General features: G+C 33.6%; 15 protein-coding genes. 6 read left to right on the top strand and 9 right to left on the bottom strand.

Features of this window, described 5'->3' with window-relative positions; genetic code table 11:
• Positions 1-33 precede the first annotated feature (33 nt).
• From EJ995_RS11710 to EJ995_RS11690, 5 genes are read right to left on the bottom strand one after another with little or no spacing between them, the layout of a single operon-like run.
• Positions 34-1,905, bottom strand: a complete 1,872-nt coding sequence (locus EJ995_RS11710) for a site-specific DNA-methyltransferase (protein WP_126448576.1) — start codon at positions 1,903-1,905, stop codon at positions 34-36.
• 4 nt (positions 1,906-1,909) lie between these two features.
• The gene (locus EJ995_RS11705) at positions 1,910-3,667 is read right to left on the bottom strand and encodes a DUF262 domain-containing protein (protein WP_126448575.1); all 1,758 of its coding nucleotides are present in this window, start codon (positions 3,665-3,667) and stop codon (positions 1,910-1,912) included.
• Positions 3,657-4,427 carry a DUF4391 domain-containing protein gene (locus EJ995_RS11700; protein ID WP_126448574.1) on the bottom strand — a complete coding sequence of 257 codons (771 nt, stop codon included), beginning with the start codon at positions 4,425-4,427 and terminating at the stop codon, positions 3,657-3,659. The genes EJ995_RS11705 and EJ995_RS11700 overlap by 11 nt, the downstream gene beginning before the upstream one ends.
• Entirely contained in the window at positions 4,424-7,594 is a 3,171-nt protein-coding gene (locus EJ995_RS11695) for a helicase-related protein (RefSeq protein ID WP_126448573.1), read from the bottom strand. The genes EJ995_RS11700 and EJ995_RS11695 overlap by 4 nt, the downstream gene beginning before the upstream one ends.
• Positions 7,595-7,600: 6 nt before the next feature.
• Positions 7,601-7,789 carry a helix-turn-helix domain-containing protein gene (locus EJ995_RS11690; protein WP_206482246.1) on the bottom strand — a complete coding sequence of 63 codons (189 nt, stop codon included), beginning with the start codon at positions 7,787-7,789 and terminating at the stop codon, positions 7,601-7,603.
• Positions 7,790-7,926: 137 nt separating this feature from the next.
• Here EJ995_RS11690 and EJ995_RS13345 point away from each other — a divergent pair, with 137 nt between their 5' ends.
• Positions 7,927-8,130, top strand: a complete 204-nt coding sequence (locus EJ995_RS13345) for a hypothetical protein (RefSeq protein WP_126448572.1) — start codon at positions 7,927-7,929, stop codon at positions 8,128-8,130.
• 443 nt (positions 8,131-8,573) lie between these two features.
• Here EJ995_RS13345 and EJ995_RS11680 read toward each other — a convergent pair whose 3' ends face one another.
• The 4 genes from EJ995_RS11680 to EJ995_RS11665 form a co-directional block, all read right to left on the bottom strand.
• On the bottom strand, positions 8,574-10,019 hold the full coding sequence (locus EJ995_RS11680; protein WP_126448571.1) for a hypothetical protein: 1,446 nt from the start codon (positions 10,017-10,019) through the stop codon (positions 8,574-8,576).
• Positions 10,019-10,312, bottom strand: a complete 294-nt coding sequence (locus tag EJ995_RS11675) for a helix-turn-helix domain-containing protein (RefSeq protein WP_126448570.1) — start codon at positions 10,310-10,312, stop codon at positions 10,019-10,021. The genes EJ995_RS11680 and EJ995_RS11675 overlap by 1 nt, the downstream gene beginning before the upstream one ends.
• 86 nt (positions 10,313-10,398) lie before the next feature.
• Complete coding sequence (locus EJ995_RS11670) at positions 10,399-11,388, bottom strand: hypothetical protein (RefSeq protein WP_126448569.1); 990 nt, start codon at positions 11,386-11,388, stop codon at positions 10,399-10,401.
• A gap of 37 nt (positions 11,389-11,425) precedes the next feature.
• A complete protein-coding gene (locus tag EJ995_RS11665) occupies positions 11,426-12,646 on the bottom strand; it encodes a site-specific integrase (RefSeq protein WP_126448568.1) in 1,221 nt (406 codons plus the stop codon).
• 406 nt (positions 12,647-13,052) lie between these two features.
• Between EJ995_RS11665 and EJ995_RS11660 the strand changes: the two genes are divergently transcribed.
• From EJ995_RS11660 to EJ995_RS11640, 5 genes are all read left to right on the top strand, one after another.
• Positions 13,053-14,303, top strand: coding sequence for a tyrosine-type recombinase/integrase (locus EJ995_RS11660; protein ID WP_126448567.1), 1,251 nt, complete (start codon positions 13,053-13,055; stop codon positions 14,301-14,303).
• A gap of 2 nt (positions 14,304-14,305) precedes the next feature.
• The gene (locus EJ995_RS11655; protein ID WP_126448566.1) at positions 14,306-15,400 is read left to right on the top strand and encodes a hypothetical protein; all 1,095 of its coding nucleotides are present in this window, start codon (positions 14,306-14,308) and stop codon (positions 15,398-15,400) included.
• Between the two features lie 102 nt (positions 15,401-15,502).
• A complete protein-coding gene (locus EJ995_RS11650) occupies positions 15,503-15,808 on the top strand; it encodes a helix-turn-helix domain-containing protein (RefSeq protein ID WP_126448565.1) in 306 nt (101 codons plus the stop codon).
• 90 nt (positions 15,809-15,898) lie between these two features.
• Positions 15,899-16,462 (top strand): Lin1244/Lin1753 domain-containing protein, encoded by a 564-nt coding sequence (locus tag EJ995_RS11645; RefSeq protein ID WP_164549914.1) that lies wholly within the window; start codon positions 15,899-15,901, stop codon positions 16,460-16,462.
• 224 nt (positions 16,463-16,686) lie between these two features.
• Entirely contained in the window at positions 16,687-17,097 is a 411-nt protein-coding gene (locus EJ995_RS11640) for a hypothetical protein (RefSeq protein ID WP_126448563.1), read from the top strand.
• The last annotated feature ends 419 nt before the right edge of the window (positions 17,098-17,516 follow it).

Genomic DNA, 17,516 nt, shown 5'->3' with positions numbered 1-17,516 from the left:
TCTAAGCTACTGTCAAATTGAATCTTCATAGACTTAGATACTTTTTATTTCTGTTATACCAAAACGTTTTAAAATCTGTACACTATTGGTTTTCTCAACATCTGTAAAACCTGAGTCTTTAAAAACAACTCTACATACTTCTGGTTGCAATGCTGACTTCCATTTACCAATACCTTCCGCTACTTTACTGGTAATGGTATCTGCTAGACAAATAAATAAAGCACCATAACCTACACTAAAAACTGTTTTACCTGCTATCTCTTTCTCTTCAATAGGTAGTGTAAGGTCTAGACCATATTTAAGTAGTATCTCATAGAGTACATCGTGCTCTGTACGGTCTGTTTTTATATTATCCTGTGCATCAAAAAGACTATCGTCTAGGTTATCTGGATTACCATCCCAACCCTTTATGTTACTGGTATCGAGTTTAAAAACTTTAAAGCCTAAGTCTAATTCTTTGGCTTTTTCTGGGTATTCTTCCGCTATTTTTTTGGCTGCTCTACGAATGCGTTCTTTCCCTAAATCGGAAATCCTTCTATAACCTGCTTTATACGCAGGTTCTTTTTCGTCTATTTCTTCAGGCAACTGAACTTGGATAAATTGTCTTTTAGCAGAATGTAAAATATTAGACTCAAAAATGGAATGAGCTGTTGATGCAGAACCTGAGAAAAAATCTAATATTAAATCATCATCAGATGAGGAAATAGATAGAATTTGAGTTAAAAGTTTAACTGGTTTTGGATTGTCAAATAAACCTTTTAGACTAAATAGTTCCGACAACTCGTTTGATGCATCTTGATTAGACCCAAATTCTTTATGACCCCAGAAATTATGAGCTAATTGACCATCTTTCATTTTTTCTTTTAGATAGATTTTTATTCTTGGGAAACCACTTCCATTATCAGTCCAATGAACTCTTTTATCATCTAAATGTTTCTTAAAAGTTTCTTCATTACCATACCAAGTATTATCAAGTTTTTCCCCAGAAGGAGTGTTTATCACATAAGAACTTCCGCCTCTTCCTACTGCTGCCTTCCAAGGATTAGAAGTCCATTTTCCATTTGGGTCTGAATCTGGATTGGTAAAATCTGAAGCTCTTTTTTCAGATAATGGCAAACCATAAAAACTTTCTCCATATTTGAGATTAGAGCTTTTTTTACCGAAAATAAAAATACTTTCAGATACAATACCAACCATTTTCGTCTTATCATTTGGTTGATTATGTCTTCTTCTCCAGCTAATACGGTTTATAAAATTATCTTCACCAAAAACCTCGTCCAATAATTTTTTCAGATTAGAGCTTTCATTATCATCAATAGACACAAATAAAAGACCTGACTCACTTAGTAAATTTCTAGCTAAACGCAAACGAGGATACATCATATTGAGCCAGTTGGAATGGAAACGTCCATCACTATCGCTGTTGGTACTTAGTTTGTTGCCTTCATCATCTATTTGCCCTGTAACTTCTTGGTAATTACGTAGGTTGTCTTTGTAATTGTCTTTATACACAAAGTCCTTACCCGTGTTATATGGTGGGTCTATGTAAATCATTTTCACCTTACCAGCGTATCCTTTCTGTAGTAGTTTTAGCACTTCTAGGTTATCGCCTTCAATGTAAAGGTTTTGAGTAGTGTCCCAATCTACGCTTTCTTCTGGTGCTGGTCGTAAGGTTCCTGTACTTGGTTTCTGGGCTTCTCTTCTTGCGTTTGCTTTCCCAGCCCAAGTAAAGCGGTAATATTCTTCGCCTTCTTCTAGCTCGTTTCCTAATACTTCTTGTAGTACTTTGAAATCAATTTTCCCTTCGGTGACTATCTCTGGAAATAATGCCTTTAACTTATCTATATTGCTTTCTACGAGGTTCTCGCTTTGAGAAAGGCTATGGTCTTTGGTTATTTTCTCCATTTTATTAGTGCTTTTTCCAGATTACAAGAGCTAAATCAGTTAGGTCATTTGCTCTATTTGATATGGTTTCTTCATCCCAATGCTCAGATGAAGTGTAATTAGTTGTTATAGGTAAACTTGAATACTGGTTGAGAATACTACGTTTGTTTTCCCACGCTGAATTACGAAGTTTACTATTAAGATTTTTGGTAATGATGGTCAGATTTCCTAAAGTGAGTAGTTTTCTATTTCTTTCAAAACTTTCTTCAGGGGTCAAATCTTTGAACCAGTTTTCTGACCATTTTTTAGGCATAATATGTTCGGTTGAAAAGGCATTACAACTTAATGTCGTCAAGTCATGTAAAACAGTATTTATTTGATATAAAGAAATTAAAAATAGAATTTCTCTTGCTTGTTGGTTACTCAATTTTGTATTGTGAAAACCGTTTCTAAAATCCTCGTCACTTGGGAATCTAGCCGTATCTTCAGAGTATCCTTGTAGAATATCGTTCAACCTTGTAGAAATAGCTTGTTCGCTATCTCCGTTCTTTAGTTGTCTGATTAGTGATATAAATAAGTTGTTATAATTTTTTGTGGTTAGCTTACAAACTGCCCTTCTAACGAGGTAACTTTCTAGCAAAAGGAAGCATTTTTCACGTTCTGCCTCATCCTCAATGTTGTTATATAAATAGAGTACTAAAGGGTATATAGTTGTAATATTCAAATTTTCAATGACGTGAAAAAATCGTTTTTCATTATCACTAAATCTCATATTGTTTAACTCAGTACCCGATGGCAAATTGAAATAAACATCTGCATAATTTTTTAGAGTTTTCAGAAATTCTTGTTTTTCTTCAAAGGATTTTGTCGAAAGCCATTCTTTATAGTCTTTAAATAAATGCTCTAAAGAAACATCCTTTTCTTTCTCAATAAGCAAATAGCAATACAGTAGCACATCAATATTCTCACGATATACTCTACCCGCTGTCTTTTTCGCGTTCCAAAATGCCACAGTTTCTTCATCTGCTTCAAAAATATCTTCCCAGTATTCAGTGTACAATTCTTGAGACCGTTTATCACTAAAAATGTGGTTCTTCAATAACTCTGAGGTGGTTAATTTCACTCCCAGGGAATTAATGGTATCAAAAATCTCCTGCTCATCATCGTGTTGTTCAAGTACCATGTTGATTGCAGGAAAACGGTGTAAAAGGGTGAAATTTCTTTCTAAAAGCTCGTCATTAGTTAGACCACTGTATTTCTGTCTAAAGTAAATGTAGGTGTCAACTATTTTATTATTAATGTCTCTAATTTCTTTATCAGTTGTTCCATCTGACCCCATAATCAAATCAAATGCCTTTTTGTCTAGTCTATTGTGGATAATTCTGTTGTGTATTTTACCGTAAGCATCCTTAAAGAATAGTGAGCCATTAAGGTTTTCATACAGGTGACCTGCATTTTCTTCGGACAAATCAACGTTATTTGCTAGAGCTTTGATTAGCAGTGAAAAAGTAGTCATACGCTGTTGACCGTCGACCAAATCATATTGAGCGGTCATCTGTGTACTGGCAGGGCTATTTTTAGTAATGATTGTACCTATAAAATGTTCTTTATGGTGCTCAGAGATAACCTTTTCCTTATTGATTCTTAACGTATTCTCTAAATCCTCATAAAGATTTTCACAGTCCTCTTTTTTCCAAACATAAGGTCTTTGAAAAAACGGAATTACATATTGATTCGTTCCAGTATTGAATAATTTTATGAGACTCTCTTTGCTAATGTTCATTCAGTAGATGCTTTAGGTCTTTTATTTGATTTCTTTTCTCTTGTATTTTCATGTTTAATCGCACTTTCTCGTTTAGCTGTGATTCTTTTTTTATTTGACCTGCAAATGATAGGATGTCTCTCTCTAACTGTTCTATTTGAGCTAGGTGCTCCATATCTTGAGCCGTACGAGCGTTACTTCGTTTTTGGTATGTTCCCGTTATACTTGCAGCTTGATATTGAACAATGGCTTGTATATAGCTTTTGTACAGTAATTCTAGATTCTTCTTATCTAGGTTTGAAAAATTCAATCCCTCAAAGAATGATTCACCATGCTCATTTTTATACAGCTTTGATAATTTACTAGTATTAAAATACCGTTCAATGGTTAGCTTTGAGTTGTCCGCTTGATTAATGCGCTTATCTGCTGCATTGAGTATAAAATGAAAATCATCTTCTATTATCAATACGACCTGATGTGAAATGTATTTTTGTATAAAATGAATACACTTTTCAGCAAGTTTATCCAGTTCGTTTGTTGATACTGTACATATAATCACCAACACTTGTTCAAAACTATCAATGTCGTTTACAACAGCTGGTATATTACTTTTTTCTGGAATCAATTGCGCAAGGACTTCCATCGACTCAATATTGTTATTGATTAGCTTCTTTTCAGCGCTAGTCAATCCCATCTGTCTTAAAAAATAGGCTTTGGTCAATCGTTGTTGTACCAGACTACGTTCGGGAATTTGAAATATGTCGTTGTACCTGTAACTCATTCTTTAATGACTAGATAACTTATTAACTCTAGGGTGTCTTCCTTATTGATGCTTTTACTCATCAAGTTGACCGCACCGCGAGTTGCGAGAGAGTCCAGCCCTAATTCCTCTTGTATGCCAGATACCTCAATGATTGCTGTTTGTAACGCTTTCGCGAAAGCGGAAACCTTTCTATTCCCTCTAATATCCCTTTCAAATTGAGCAACCAAATCTGGTAATACCTGATTTTGCCCCATACATAATTTGCGGAAGTAGTCTAAGGCTTTCTTAGTCTGCGACGCTGTTACGATAGTCTTACCATCCATGCTGAGGTATACCAGAAAGTAAGGATACAAAATATTGTTCTTGAGCTTTTCCTTGAAGTCAGCACTGGTATCTTTTAAACAGAATATTACACCATCCTTAATCTCGTTGAGGTTTGACTTTACAACAGCATAAGAAGCAGGTGGAATGTCGTTGAGGTCGGAAAGCTGTCTGTCTGAGCTTTTCTCTAAATCAATTTTAAAATCATTGAAGGTCATATCGGTAATAGAAATATTACCATCAATATCTTCAAGGTCTAGCACTTGGTTTTGTAATTGTTTGAGTTGTCGCTTGCGATAATCCAAATCCTGCATCTCTCGATTTGATTTGCTTATTACATTGTCTTCACCAGTGGCGCTTACATCAAGCATCACCATACGACCCTGTACACGAGCTACCAAATCAATAAACTGGTCTAATTCCATGGAAGGGAAGAAGTTCACCAACTGTATATTTTCATTAATAGAACCGATACGGTCGATACGTCCAAAACGTTGAATGATGCGTACTGGATTCCAATGTATATCATAGTTTACCAGATAATCGCAATCTTGAAGGTTTTGACCTTCTGAAATACAGTCTGTACAAAATAGAATATCAATTTCATTTTTCTCATCAGGAAAAATATCTTTCCTGTTCTTTGAACGAGGGGAAAAGTTAGTTAGGATAGAACTCAAGTCACTTCTACACTTTGGCATATTAGTTTTGTTCGTACCTGAGCCAGTTACTAAAGCTGTATGAAGTCCTTTTTCTGTCTTGAGCCAGTCGCTAAGTTCATCATACAAGTAATTTGCTGTGTCAGCAAACGCTGTAAAAATGATAGCTTTTTTGTTACCCGTATTGTACGGTTGATTATCAATTTTTATAGATAAGCGGTCTTTCAATTCTTTGAGCTTTGCATCACGTTCCACATCTATAAGCTTGATGCTACCCAATAATTGAGTCAGAATATGTTTATCATGTTCTAAGTCCTGTCTCCAGCGTATCGTATCAATATCTTGAATTAGCACTTTAGTTTTACCGCCTATAAGAAGGTCATCCAGTTCTGTGTCATCTAAATCTATATCAGTAATGTTGAGGTCGTAGTCCACTTCACCATTTTGATGTTCTCTAAGCTGTTTAAGATTGCTGTCTACTAATTCAATAAGCTTTTTTGTGGTTAATTTAAAGGAGTATATAGAGCTTTCTAGACGTTTTAATAGATTTACTCTCATAAGATATATCAAACTCTGCTCACGGTCTACTTGCTTAAAAACACTACCTGTGTGCGTTTGCATATCATACTTCTGTTCATAATAGTCACGCTTGTCTGCTCTAACATATCCGAGAGGTGTATAAGAGGCAAGTGTAAGCGTACTAATCTCATCGTACACTTGTCCAATATTTTTGAATTTTCCGTGAGTATCTATCTCAGGATGAACCGTATCAGGTTTAAGTCTGTTAGGGAACTTCCCAATATTAGTGGTGTCATAATATTTTTCAATATGCTTTCTAGACCTTGCGATGGTGAGCATATCCAGAATTCTAAAATAAGCCCCATCAAGACTTTCCATTAAGGAGTTTACATTCAAGTCATCAGGGTCACCATCTCTAAACCATTGCGTAAATCGGCGTTGGGAATCCTTCATCACCTGACTGATGCTATCTATCCCATGGGACATGAAAGCTTCATCATCACCTTCTGTAATGAAGGCGATTTGATTCTTCAGGTCATTCATTTTATTATTGACAGGCGTGGCAGATAACATAAGAACCTTAGTTCTAATATTTGACTTGATAACATCATTCATCAAACGCTTGTACCTTGTCATTCCTCTCTTTGTAGGGTTGTTCCTGAAGTTGTGGGATTCATCTATAACGACTAAGTCATAATTTCCCCAATTAATCATTTCAAGGTCTATGTCTCCAGACTTACCTTTATTACGGGATAAATCAGTGTGATTGAGAACATCATAGTTCAAACGGTCTTGAGCAAGGATATTTCTCTTATCATTCATCTGGTAGACTGTCCAGTTTTCGCGTAGTTTTTTAGGGGCTAAAACTAATATTCTATCATTTCGTAACTGGTAATATTTCATCACCGCCAGTCCTTCAAATGTCTTTCCAAGACCTACCGAATCTGCTATAATACAACCACCATATGTTTCAATTTTCTCAATTGCCCCTATTACAGCATCCTTCTGAAAATTGTATAGCAGGCTCCATATTTTAGAATCTTTGAAACCTACTTTTTGAAGTTTTTCATCAGCTCTTTCATTTATGGTAGAGTATTGAAATATCTCACGGATGCAGTATTTGTAGATTTCTTCACCCGTATAATCACGGGTGCCTTTTTCTAGTTTTGCTATTATGGTATCATTGAGCGATAAGCTGCTGTTGTTCCATGAATTTTGGAATAAACCCAAATACTGGTTGTTAGGGTCGTCAAAAGAATTTATGAATACAGGTAGCTCTGAGGGTAATACGCCTAGGCTTACAGAATCCAAATTCAAAGGAGTTAGTAAATAACAAGTCGATATATTTTCGTTTTCAACGATTACAAGGTTTTGGTTTCCAGTACCACCTTTACGTATCTGAATCTTATCTGCAAGGAGTTTTAGAACCTGAGTAATTCGGTTCTTTCTATCTAGTTTCAGGTTCAATTTTTTCTCTGAATCGCTTTGAATAAACTTGAATTCCTCTTCCTTCTCTGGTTGAAAGTCCAACAAGACCTCAACTTTAGATGCACTTTTGAGAACATCAATCAGCTCAAATAAAGCAAATGAGGTAAAATAGTTACAGCTTATGGAAATATTGGATTGAGCGTTAATTTTGCTCTTAAGAACATCCAGTAATAAGGAGTCCTGATTATTGATTAGTTGCATTTAATATTAGTTGTCAGTTAATAAATCTTTTACACTAACGTCTAACAAATCAGCGATTTTATACAAAACCTCAACGCTGGGCTGTCTTCTGTTAGCTACATAACTATTCACCATATTATAGCTCTTATCCAGCTTGATAGCTAACCATGTTTGTATAACTCCTTTTTCTTGGAGTACGAGTTTAATACGATTCATATAATGGGGGATTTATATGGAATAAAAATAGAAGGTATATCTCATTAAATGAGTTGTTTTAAAAAGTATCTTAAAAAAAGAATAATTAGTTTGTGTTTTATGCAGGTGCCTACTATTTATCATAAAGCATTCAAAATATGATAAAATCTAAAACCTATTACACCAGTACTGAGATAATGGAGTTCTTTAATATAAGCGAGAGAACCGTCAGGTACAGATTACTTGAACTGAAAAAAAAATATAAGAACCAACCGTCCTTATTATCAAAATCAAACGGGAAATGGAAGATTCACAATTGTATAGTTAAGGACTTTGCACCAAAAAGAAACTATAATAACTAAACCTACAGATTAAGTAAGAAGTAAACGAAACCACCATACAATTTATGCCTTTGCTCAAGGAGCAACTCGAAAATTATTTAAGCGTAAACTATAATGAGGTAGCAGACTATTCTGATTACTAATTAGTGATGGAGTGTCACTACCTCAAGAGGAATATCCAATTACCCTTACTATTCGAGGTGGAGTGTTTGAGCTCTCCAATGAGGCTAGCGGTTTAAATTAAAACAGTCTCCAGTCATCACCCTTCTTACTATTTGTTACTTAAATGTTCCAATTGCACGCCCTCTATGTTCCAAATAATTTTTTTCGGTCATTTAGCGTACGGGTAAACTCGACCTGCAAAAGGTATTATGATACCTTTTTTAATATTAATATCTCCGTTTTAACTATTCAACATCTAAGAGAAAAATAAATGAATACTAAAATTTTAGATTGTAATATTATTAACCTGCAATTTTAGGGTAACGTTTTACACCGTTTATATCAATAACTGGAATAGCTCCAATGTATTCACATAAAGCATCGGTCATTATCTTATACGTTTTTTCTGTATAATTTCTATCCACTAATACTCCATCGTGAATGGATAATGGTAGAATGTCATTTTCCACTAATCGTTTGCAAATGACATCGATAAAAATTTGGCTTTCGATTTTTTGTAAGCCGATGGAAAATTTTGTGTAATTATCTTTTTTCTGTTGTTCTATAATTGAATATACTTCTGGAAAACTGTTTCTAAACTTATTTTTAAGGCGTCGACATTCGTTATTTTTTGAGTAAGCTATAAGCATCCAATACTGTTTTGCTGTTTTTCTATTGCATTTAAAAATGTCACATAATTCTTCATACCATCTACCTTCTATAGTAATTTGAAAGTACCTGTCAATTTCCATTTTCAGACTACCTGATGCCGTTTCTTTTAATGATTGAAGCGTTACGTTAAAAAGTACAGGTTGGGAGTTAGAAAGGTCTAAATATGACATATTTTCATAGCCAATTATGAAAGGTCTTAGGTCACTTGCCATCATCGTCAGATTTGTATTCAACCTTCTGCTCTTACCTTTCCTACTGTACAACCACGATTTGTCTTTTTTTGGGTTCTTCAAATTACTTACAGACGAAATCCTGTTTAGGTATTTGTTTTGAAGTATTGCTTTTGCATTTATAAGTTTATCACGGTCAATCCTACCTTCTCGATATTTATTTTCTAATATTTCGGTGCAATTTCTTTGAAAATCAAAACAATATTTTTCTGCTTGCTCAATATCGAGAACCATTGTTTTTGTATAATGCTTCCACATATCGTTTTTAACATGTTTTGCTAACTTCTTTTTCCTATCAGTTTGTAAGTCATACTTCTTTTTTTTGCTTTCGTACAAACTAGAATTTGGAGTAATAGTAACTTCAATACAATTACTTTCTTTCCCCTTTTTACTATCACCTATAACTCTAATGTTTATAGGAGTTTCACTAATGTTGTTAACCTCATCTATATAACAATAGGATATATTCTTACTATTGTAATTTATATACGAACTGTATAAATGATAATATTTACATTTACCACGTAAGTAAGTATTATCACTTAAAATAAAACCTTGATTTTGTAAATATCTAATATAAAATGCGTAGTCATTTCCAATAATATTAGTTAAATATTCTGATGATAGAGGCACAAATGTAAAACCTTTAATCATCACTTCTTTAAGGCCGTTTCCTTTTGGGTCAAATAGTATCGCCAATAACCAATAGAATTTTTCTATTTTATAGTTTAATGGTTTCAAGTCTTCATCCAACGAATTAATTTGATTTCTGCTAGGTTGAATATCGTTTAGCCTATCGTGTAATCGTTCTAGTAATCTTTGCGGTAAAAAGAATTTTAATGACATTACTCAACCCAATTTTTAGATAAGACTTTATCAATTTCCTCAACAGGATATAGGTAAACATCACCAATCGTAGTGAATGGTATATTGCCATTGTTTCTATACTTGATAATGGTATTTTGAGATATACCAAACAGTAACTTCAAATCTTTATTACGATAGTACTTTTTTACTTGATTAGAGCTTGTCTTATCAAGTTTGGTTTCAAGTTGGGACAACTTGTCGTGAAGCGGTAAGAAGAGCTTTCTTAGCTCTCCAAATGGAATAATTGAAATTTTTGATTCTTCTGTCATCATAATATATTTTTATTAATTGTTATGATGCAAATATTCTGGTTTAAACTAGGTATAGCTAGGTTGTCCCTAACATTCCCTAGATTCGATTAACCTTTGAGCTTTTCTAAACGTTCATATAGTTTATCAATTAATTTTTCTATAAACTTAATTTCCTTACCAACGTGTCCTTCACCATTACCTATTCTCCCGAACTCTTTTTCAATAGCAAGAATTTTTGTAGGTTCTTGACCTTTAAAAAAATAAGTTTCGCTTTCGTCTAAAAAATGTTTGATATATGTTTTTGAATCACTTCTTCTAGTACTTCCTGTTATGTACCCAAAATCATACAAGAAATTAAACAAAAAGGCGAGTTCATATTTTGCTCCTTTGTAATACAGTTTCCCTTGTTTTTTCTTGATTTCGTTACCTAAAGTAAAATCACCATTTTCAAATTTTGACAACTTATTAAATAGGTTTAGGATATCCTGAAATTTTTGGTGAAGTGATTTTAGTATTTGACCATGTAATTTTAATATAAATACTAAATGTGCTTTTGCATAAGAAAGTTGTAAATCCATCTGCTGTAAATCATATTTGTCAAGAAGCAAGTCGTTCATGTTACTCTGGCTCATGCTATTAACGGCATCATAACCGAAATTGTAAAAAGAACCGACTATCTGTAAAATATACTCTTGTCGGTCATCTGAACCTGATTCAGGTATTTGTTCCCATAATTCTATGCTACTATTTTTCGGTGGATTTTGCGGATAAGTCAAGTAAACATCCCAGCCTTGTTTTTGATAATCTATGTCTTTTAGGTCATCTAATTTTAGCTCGTACAGTTCTACCAATTTGGTTTTAATGGTTTGATTAACTCCTTGTATATATGCGATATGTCCTTTTTCATTAAGGTCAATTACTTTGTCTATTTTTTTATCAAGTTTTGCAATTCTATTATCAAAATATGAGCGCTGAATCTCGTTTACCCAATAGTCGTTATACGTAAAATTTTGAATTGAAGCGTTATACGTGATTTCCAATTTTATAGTCTCTTCTAAGACTGCGTTTATTTCTGATAATTTTCTTACTTCCTTCATAAAATCTAAGAATGTTCAAGTCTATAAAGATAAAAAACTATGCAAGCTTTAATTTTAGCTTCTCCATATCATTTTTCACACTACTATCAAGAACCTTTGCATAGTGTTGTGTCATAGTGATTTTTGAATGCCCCATCATTGAAGAAACGTTTTCAATGGCTACACCATTACCCAAAGTTACGGTTGTAGCAAAGGTATGTCTAGCAACATAATGAGTAAGTTTCTTATCTATTTTGCACAATACGGCTATTTCCTTTAAATACTCATTAATCTTCTGATTGCTTATTGATGGTAGTAGTTTCTCACCTTCGAGATGAGAATATTTGTCAAGAATCCGTTTTACTGGTGGTAAAACGGGTACATTAGATTTTATCGCTGTTTTAGCTCTATTTGTCTTAATCCATAATGTACCTTGGTTATCCTTAATGAGGTTCTTTATGGTTAAATTATCAACGTCAATAGGTGCATAACTGGTATAACAAGAAAAAAGAAATATATCCTTTACTCGATTAAGACGTTCAGTGCTAAACGTTTTATCTTCTATTCGTTTTAGCTCATCCTGCGTCAGGAAAACAGCATCTCTTATAATAAGTTTTTCGTCGTAAACAATAAAGGGATTTCGGTCGATGATGTTTCTTTTGATGCCGTATTTACACATGGTTTTAAAGCATTGAAAATATTTCACAACTGAATTATGACTGATGCCTGTAACACTTTGGAAAACCGATTCGTGTCTCAAAAAATCGTCTAGTTCATAAATAAATGCACTGTCAATGTCGGTGACATTGTATCGCTTTTTCCTGTATTTTTCATATATGAAGTTTGATATAAGGTCTTTTGCCCTATTATACTTCTGCAAAGAAGCCTTTGTTCGTTCACCAGCTTCGTATTTACGTTTAAAATAATCGTTATGCTTCTGGAAAAGTTCTAAGACATCTAGGTCATAGGTTTTGGACTGTTTCCCCTTTAACTGATTCTTTATATCGGTTAGAGTAACATCTGCATCCACCTTTACCAATTCTAGATAAATCGATTCAATTTTAGATTCTAGTAGTTTTAAAGTTGTTTGACAGTTTTTCTCACGGGTTACACGTAAGGTATTTTTAAGTTTGTTAGTAGCTTCCCAACGGGCTTTATCAATATACTTCCCAGTGCTTAGTGTTGAGGTTTTTTTACGCAACTTCATTTTAGCGTATATAGCTGATTCACCTTTACTGTTTTGCTTGTCTGCTTTGAGGTAGAAATAAGTTTTAATCATAGGTTACTGTTTAATTATTTTCAAAATTATCAGTAAACGCCAGGTATAGCTAGGGATTCCCTATGATTCCCTAAGAATTGGTTACCCTTGAATAATCAAAGTCATGAAGGGTAACTGATAGGGTAACTGGATTATGCAACTCAATGTGTATTATGAAAGCATATCAAAAAACAAAAAACCCTCTAAACACAATGTTTAAAGGGTTTTGACTTTTAAAGTGTCATTTGACATCTTTATTTGCGGAGAAGAAGGTTATTGAACCTTTTATTTTATTTTTTTACATTTTTCAACAAGAGCGATTGATTAACGGCGTTATGAGCCAGAATCGCCACATTTTGGCACTTTGAAATGTCAAGGAGTAGAACGATATTTGTCAACCAATTAGTCAACCAATCAAAATCGCCCCATGACGCATACCTTTTATCTCAAGAAACCTAAGTCAAATAAAGAAACGCTGATTTTATTTTCTTGTTCCTTTAAGGAAGAGCAGAAGAAATTTGTTTATTCAACTGGAGAAGTGATTCACCCTAAGGATTGGGACCAGAAAAGCAAATCCCCAATTCTCAACAGCAAAACTCCAGGAGTTAGATCCATACGTACACAACTTGGTCGCTACTCCGAATGTTTTCATGAGTCGTTGACCGCATCAAAGCTTATGCACATTCAATTTAATTCCAGTGTTCTTAAAGACGCTCTAGATCTCAAGTTCAAAAAAACAATTAAGGGGAGCAATGACTTTTTTAATGCTTATGACAGATTTATTTCAGAAAAAACCAAAAATAAGGATTGGTCAGATTCTACAATCAAACGATATGGTTACATGAAAACTTTGTTATTAGATTTTCAGGCGAAACGAAATTACAAGCTGAACTTCAATAACATAAATTCGACTTTTATGTCAGAATTCACTGATTATTGCTTGTCAGATAAAGGACACATTAATAATACGTTTTCTAGGAATCTAGGACTTTTTAAGACCTTCATGCTCTGGGCTTACAAGAATAGAATAACCTATAATGATGAGTTTAAAGCTTTCAAAAGAAAAAAACAAGTCATAACGAACCAGATAGCACTTACTAAGAAGGATATTGAACAACTGCTACATTCCAAGTGTAAAAGCAAGTCTTTAGAACGTGTGAGAGATGTATTTATATTTTCATGCGTCACGGGATGTCGATTCGGAGAATTGAAATTTATTTCGAAGAGTAGCGTGTCAGATGATACTCTTTATCTGAAAGAAGAAAAAGGCTCAGAAAAAAAAGTACGTGAAATTCCATTAAGTAAAATCGCTAGGTTTATTCTAAAAAAGTATGATTATAATTTACCACTCGTAGCAAATCAGAATCATAATGAATATATCAAGACAGTATTTCTTGACGCTGGGTTTACACAGAAAGTTGAAAAAGTCTCTGTAAGTGGAAAAACTGTCACCAGGAAGGCAATGAGGTTTTGGCAACGGGTTAGTTCTCATACTGCGCGACGAACTTTTATTACCATGATGAAAAGAGAAGGGAAGAGTGATAAACTTATCAGTAAAATAACTGGTCATTTAGATATGAAAACCTTGAACACTTATTACCAAGTTGATAATGATGAAAAGAAGGAAGCTGTAGATCAGGTTTTTAATATAGATTTTAATGTTTTAAAGAAAGCCTAGAAGTGAATTTAGATTTACTATATCAAAATCAAATACTGAATATTTATGCAGGCATGCCTGATGAATATGAAGTTCCTTCGAACGTGGATCATTTTCAAATCGCTATTAACTCTATTGAAAGTGAGGATGCTTCTCGAAATCATTTTGGTCGAGTAATTAACTATCAAGATCCATGTGTATTTAGAGTTTACCAAGCAGCTCAAATGAGATTTGAAATATTTTCATACCGGAATACACAGTTTTTAAAGACAGAAACTCTTTCATATGGTATTCAAATAAAGGGTGTTCCTTATAAGACAAGCTTTTTTCATTATGTATGTCAAGCCTTGAATAATGATTTTGAATCTTTTGAAAAATACCACCAAAAATATAGCGCTGGTTTTGAGCATGGGGTGCATAAGTTTATTGATCACGAGCTTGACAAAATATTCTTGATGGCCTTGACTGAATCTCAAAAAATGAAAAATCTTTGGGATTATACCGTAAATAGGTGGGAAGATTTGAGTGGCCCTATATCTGATAAAAGTGCTTCGAAAGATCTACAAAAAAATCCCTTCACTATTGGGAGCATTGACGATACATCTGAATATGCAACCAGAGACGGATACTACCATGGTCTTAATTATGCTGCATGGGCATTTGTCTTGAAAAATCAATACGGTCTACGAGAGATAGCTAAAAACTATGTAAATCTACATGTCAAGAAAGATCCACATCTTTATTCTGATTTAGCAGACGAAAAAATTCTCAAAGAACTCGCTGATCAAGAGAAAACCCAGTGGACCGAATTCAAAGTTCTTACTCAATACAAACTGACTGTGTCAGAACTGGCAATGTATTTTTACCTACAATATAACTATGCTATTAAGTCCAATTATAGAAACTATACGGATCTTCAGAAGAGACTTTTAAAGCATTATAATAAGGAGCCAAATACAAGCTTGTATCAAGAGTATAACAAAATTCGTGAAGCGTTAGATAATAAAAACACGATAAGCCATCTAGATGAATATGACGATCGAACGATCATTAAGAAGTTTCATCGTATTGAACAAATAAGAAGCGAAATGATCGTAAAGGCCAATAGTTTTTCGTAAAGAGTACAGATATCTAAGACTTCTAAGAAAAACCTCTAAGACATTCACAAACTAAGCATTTGCTAATGCGTGGTAAAATTGCGGTATCAAAAATTAGATGCCATGTCAAAACATACCATTCAGATTAAAGAACTAAGAATTGAAAATCTTTCTGCGGAACAATTATTTACTAGGATAGAGGAAATAGTTGATGCCAAAATCCAAATTACTCTTAGCAAAAAAGAACAACCTGAACATAAATCCCTTCAACAACTAGCAGCAGCTAATCCTGTATGTGTAGGAACTCTACGGAATTATATTAAGTCAGGAAAATTAAAAGCTTTCAAAATTGGAGACAGAGTCTTTGTTAAAAACGAGGATTTTGATAAGGCGATGTCGGAGATCAAATCCAAGAAATACAAAAGATGACATTCTACTTGTCGCTGTGATGCACTTGATCAAAATCTTTTCAGATTGATGTGTGAATACAATGTCACTTATACCTATAAATTCAATACAATGAAGAATCAAAAAAAGGACGCCTATTGGTTTCCTCATTACTCCAACACAAGAAACGAACCGCTCATCGCAGCAATGAGAATGAAATTAGGAGTAGAAGGATATGGTGTTTACATCATGATACTTGAAATGATGAGGGATGCTGATGAATATAAATTAAACTCTACTTATGAAGTGATTGCCTATACTTTACATCTACCCAATCATGATCTGGTTAGAAAAGTCATCGAAGATTTTGGCTTGTTTGAGTTTGAAAATGACACCATAATTATTTGTAAACGTTTAGCCAAGTTGATGTCTGGTTATGATCAAACAATAATAAATTCTCAAATAAGTGGATACCGGAGTGCCTTGGTCAGATATAGGGGTTATGAAAAGAATGAATTAAGGAAGTATTCTAACGCAGAAATTATTAAAATCTATACAGAAGAATTTTCCGAAGATGCGCTTGAAGAACCAAATTTTGATAAGGACTTTATAAAGTCTTTGAAAGACTCTTCTAACAAAGAGAGTATAATAGATGATAGTATATCACAAAAAAGGAAAAAAATAAAAATAAAATAGATGATGCTCTTGATTTTGAAACTACTCTGAAAATGTATAGGAATAAACTGGTAACAAATGAGTCAGAGCGGTATGAGATAGTAAATGATCTTAGAAACGATATAACACCCAAAAATTTCCAGCAAAAACTGAATGATTTCATCCATTTCTTAAAGGAAAGGGAACCAGTACTCAGATCATATGAGCAATTTATAGAACTCTTTTCAAAACACTAAAAAACAGTTATGTCAACCGAAAATCAGTCCAATCGCGCGAGCGAAGCTTTTCTCAAGAAATTAAAACGAATTTCTAAACTGAGGCCTAATAAGTTTAAAGAATTGAAAAGCACATTCGATAAAATAAAAGATTTAAATGACGTCAAAAGAAACTACGGCGTATCAGTGATAATAAAATTAAATGCAAATGTTTTAAGACTAAAAAATAGACCAACTCGATCTCAAGTGACGGATATAAACGATATGATGCTATATAATCATTCAACATTAAGTCTTGAGGAATTTCACTACGCCCTACAACATGCAAGATGGAGAACATTTGATAGGAAAGTTGATCATTTTGGACACTTTGATGCAACCTACGTTGCTGACGTCATTCTTGCTTATAAAGAGTGGATTAACAGAAGAAAAAAAACGTGACGATCGAGTAAAATATATGCAGTGGGTGTTTGACAATATTCCCGCTTCTAAACTTTTGTCCCATCAATTACATTTATTGGTTGGTAAATCAATTTAGTAAGGCTTATCAAATTAAGATCGATTATAATTCGAGCCAACACCTTTGACTTAAATCATCTCAATTAGACGTGCTATTACTAATATTTTTGTCGTAATCCTTTTTGGATTTCAAATTCACTTATAAAAACATCCGCAGCTTATCTTAAAATGCTAAAAGCTCAAGTTTTGACAAATGGAGAAATCTTATATGAAAACATATAATTTTCTATCCCACTTTAATTAAAGGTAACAATATGTTCGGAAGGACGTGATTCAATCTTACTGACTGGACCCCTTAGTTCCTCCGATGTTTAACAAGTCGTGTAAGGTATCTTCTGATG

This window comes from Nonlabens ponticola (assembly GCF_003966335.1).
GTDB classification, from domain to species: Bacteria; Bacteroidota; Bacteroidia; order Flavobacteriales; family Flavobacteriaceae; genus Nonlabens; species Nonlabens ponticola.
This window is presented reverse-complemented; position numbering and strand designations above follow the sequence as displayed.

What these genes read in the sequence shown, in the direction of transcription:
- EJ995_RS11710 (WP_126448576.1), bottom strand. Translation starts at nt 1,905, where the DNA reads ATGGAGAAAATAACCAAAGACCATAGCCTTTCTCAAAGCGAGAACCTC.
- EJ995_RS11705 (WP_126448575.1), bottom strand. Translation starts at nt 3,667, where the DNA reads ATGAACATTAGCAAAGAGAGTCTCATAAAATTATTCAATACTGGAACG.
- EJ995_RS11700 (WP_126448574.1), bottom strand. Translation starts at nt 4,427, where the DNA reads ATGAGTTACAGGTACAACGACATATTTCAAATTCCCGAACGTAGTCTG.
- EJ995_RS11695 (WP_126448573.1), bottom strand. Translation starts at nt 7,594, where the DNA reads ATGCAACTAATCAATAATCAGGACTCCTTATTACTGGATGTTCTTAAG.
- EJ995_RS11690 (WP_206482246.1), bottom strand. Translation starts at nt 7,789, where the DNA reads ATGAATCGTATTAAACTCGTACTCCAAGAAAAAGGAGTTATACAAACA.
- EJ995_RS13345 (WP_126448572.1), top strand. Translation starts at nt 7,927, where the DNA reads ATGATAAAATCTAAAACCTATTACACCAGTACTGAGATAATGGAGTTC.
- EJ995_RS11680 (WP_126448571.1), bottom strand. Translation starts at nt 10,019, where the DNA reads ATGTCATTAAAATTCTTTTTACCGCAAAGATTACTAGAACGATTACAC.
- EJ995_RS11675 (WP_126448570.1), bottom strand. Translation starts at nt 10,312, where the DNA reads ATGATGACAGAAGAATCAAAAATTTCAATTATTCCATTTGGAGAGCTA.
- EJ995_RS11670 (WP_126448569.1), bottom strand. Translation starts at nt 11,388, where the DNA reads ATGAAGGAAGTAAGAAAATTATCAGAAATAAACGCAGTCTTAGAAGAG.
- EJ995_RS11665 (WP_126448568.1), bottom strand. Translation starts at nt 12,646, where the DNA reads ATGATTAAAACTTATTTCTACCTCAAAGCAGACAAGCAAAACAGTAAA.
- EJ995_RS11660 (WP_126448567.1), top strand. Translation starts at nt 13,053, where the DNA reads ATGACGCATACCTTTTATCTCAAGAAACCTAAGTCAAATAAAGAAACG.
- EJ995_RS11650 (WP_126448565.1), top strand. Translation starts at nt 15,503, where the DNA reads ATGTCAAAACATACCATTCAGATTAAAGAACTAAGAATTGAAAATCTT.
- EJ995_RS11645 (WP_164549914.1), top strand. Translation starts at nt 15,899, where the DNA reads ATGAAGAATCAAAAAAAGGACGCCTATTGGTTTCCTCATTACTCCAAC.
- EJ995_RS11640 (WP_126448563.1), top strand. Translation starts at nt 16,687, where the DNA reads ATGTCAACCGAAAATCAGTCCAATCGCGCGAGCGAAGCTTTTCTCAAG.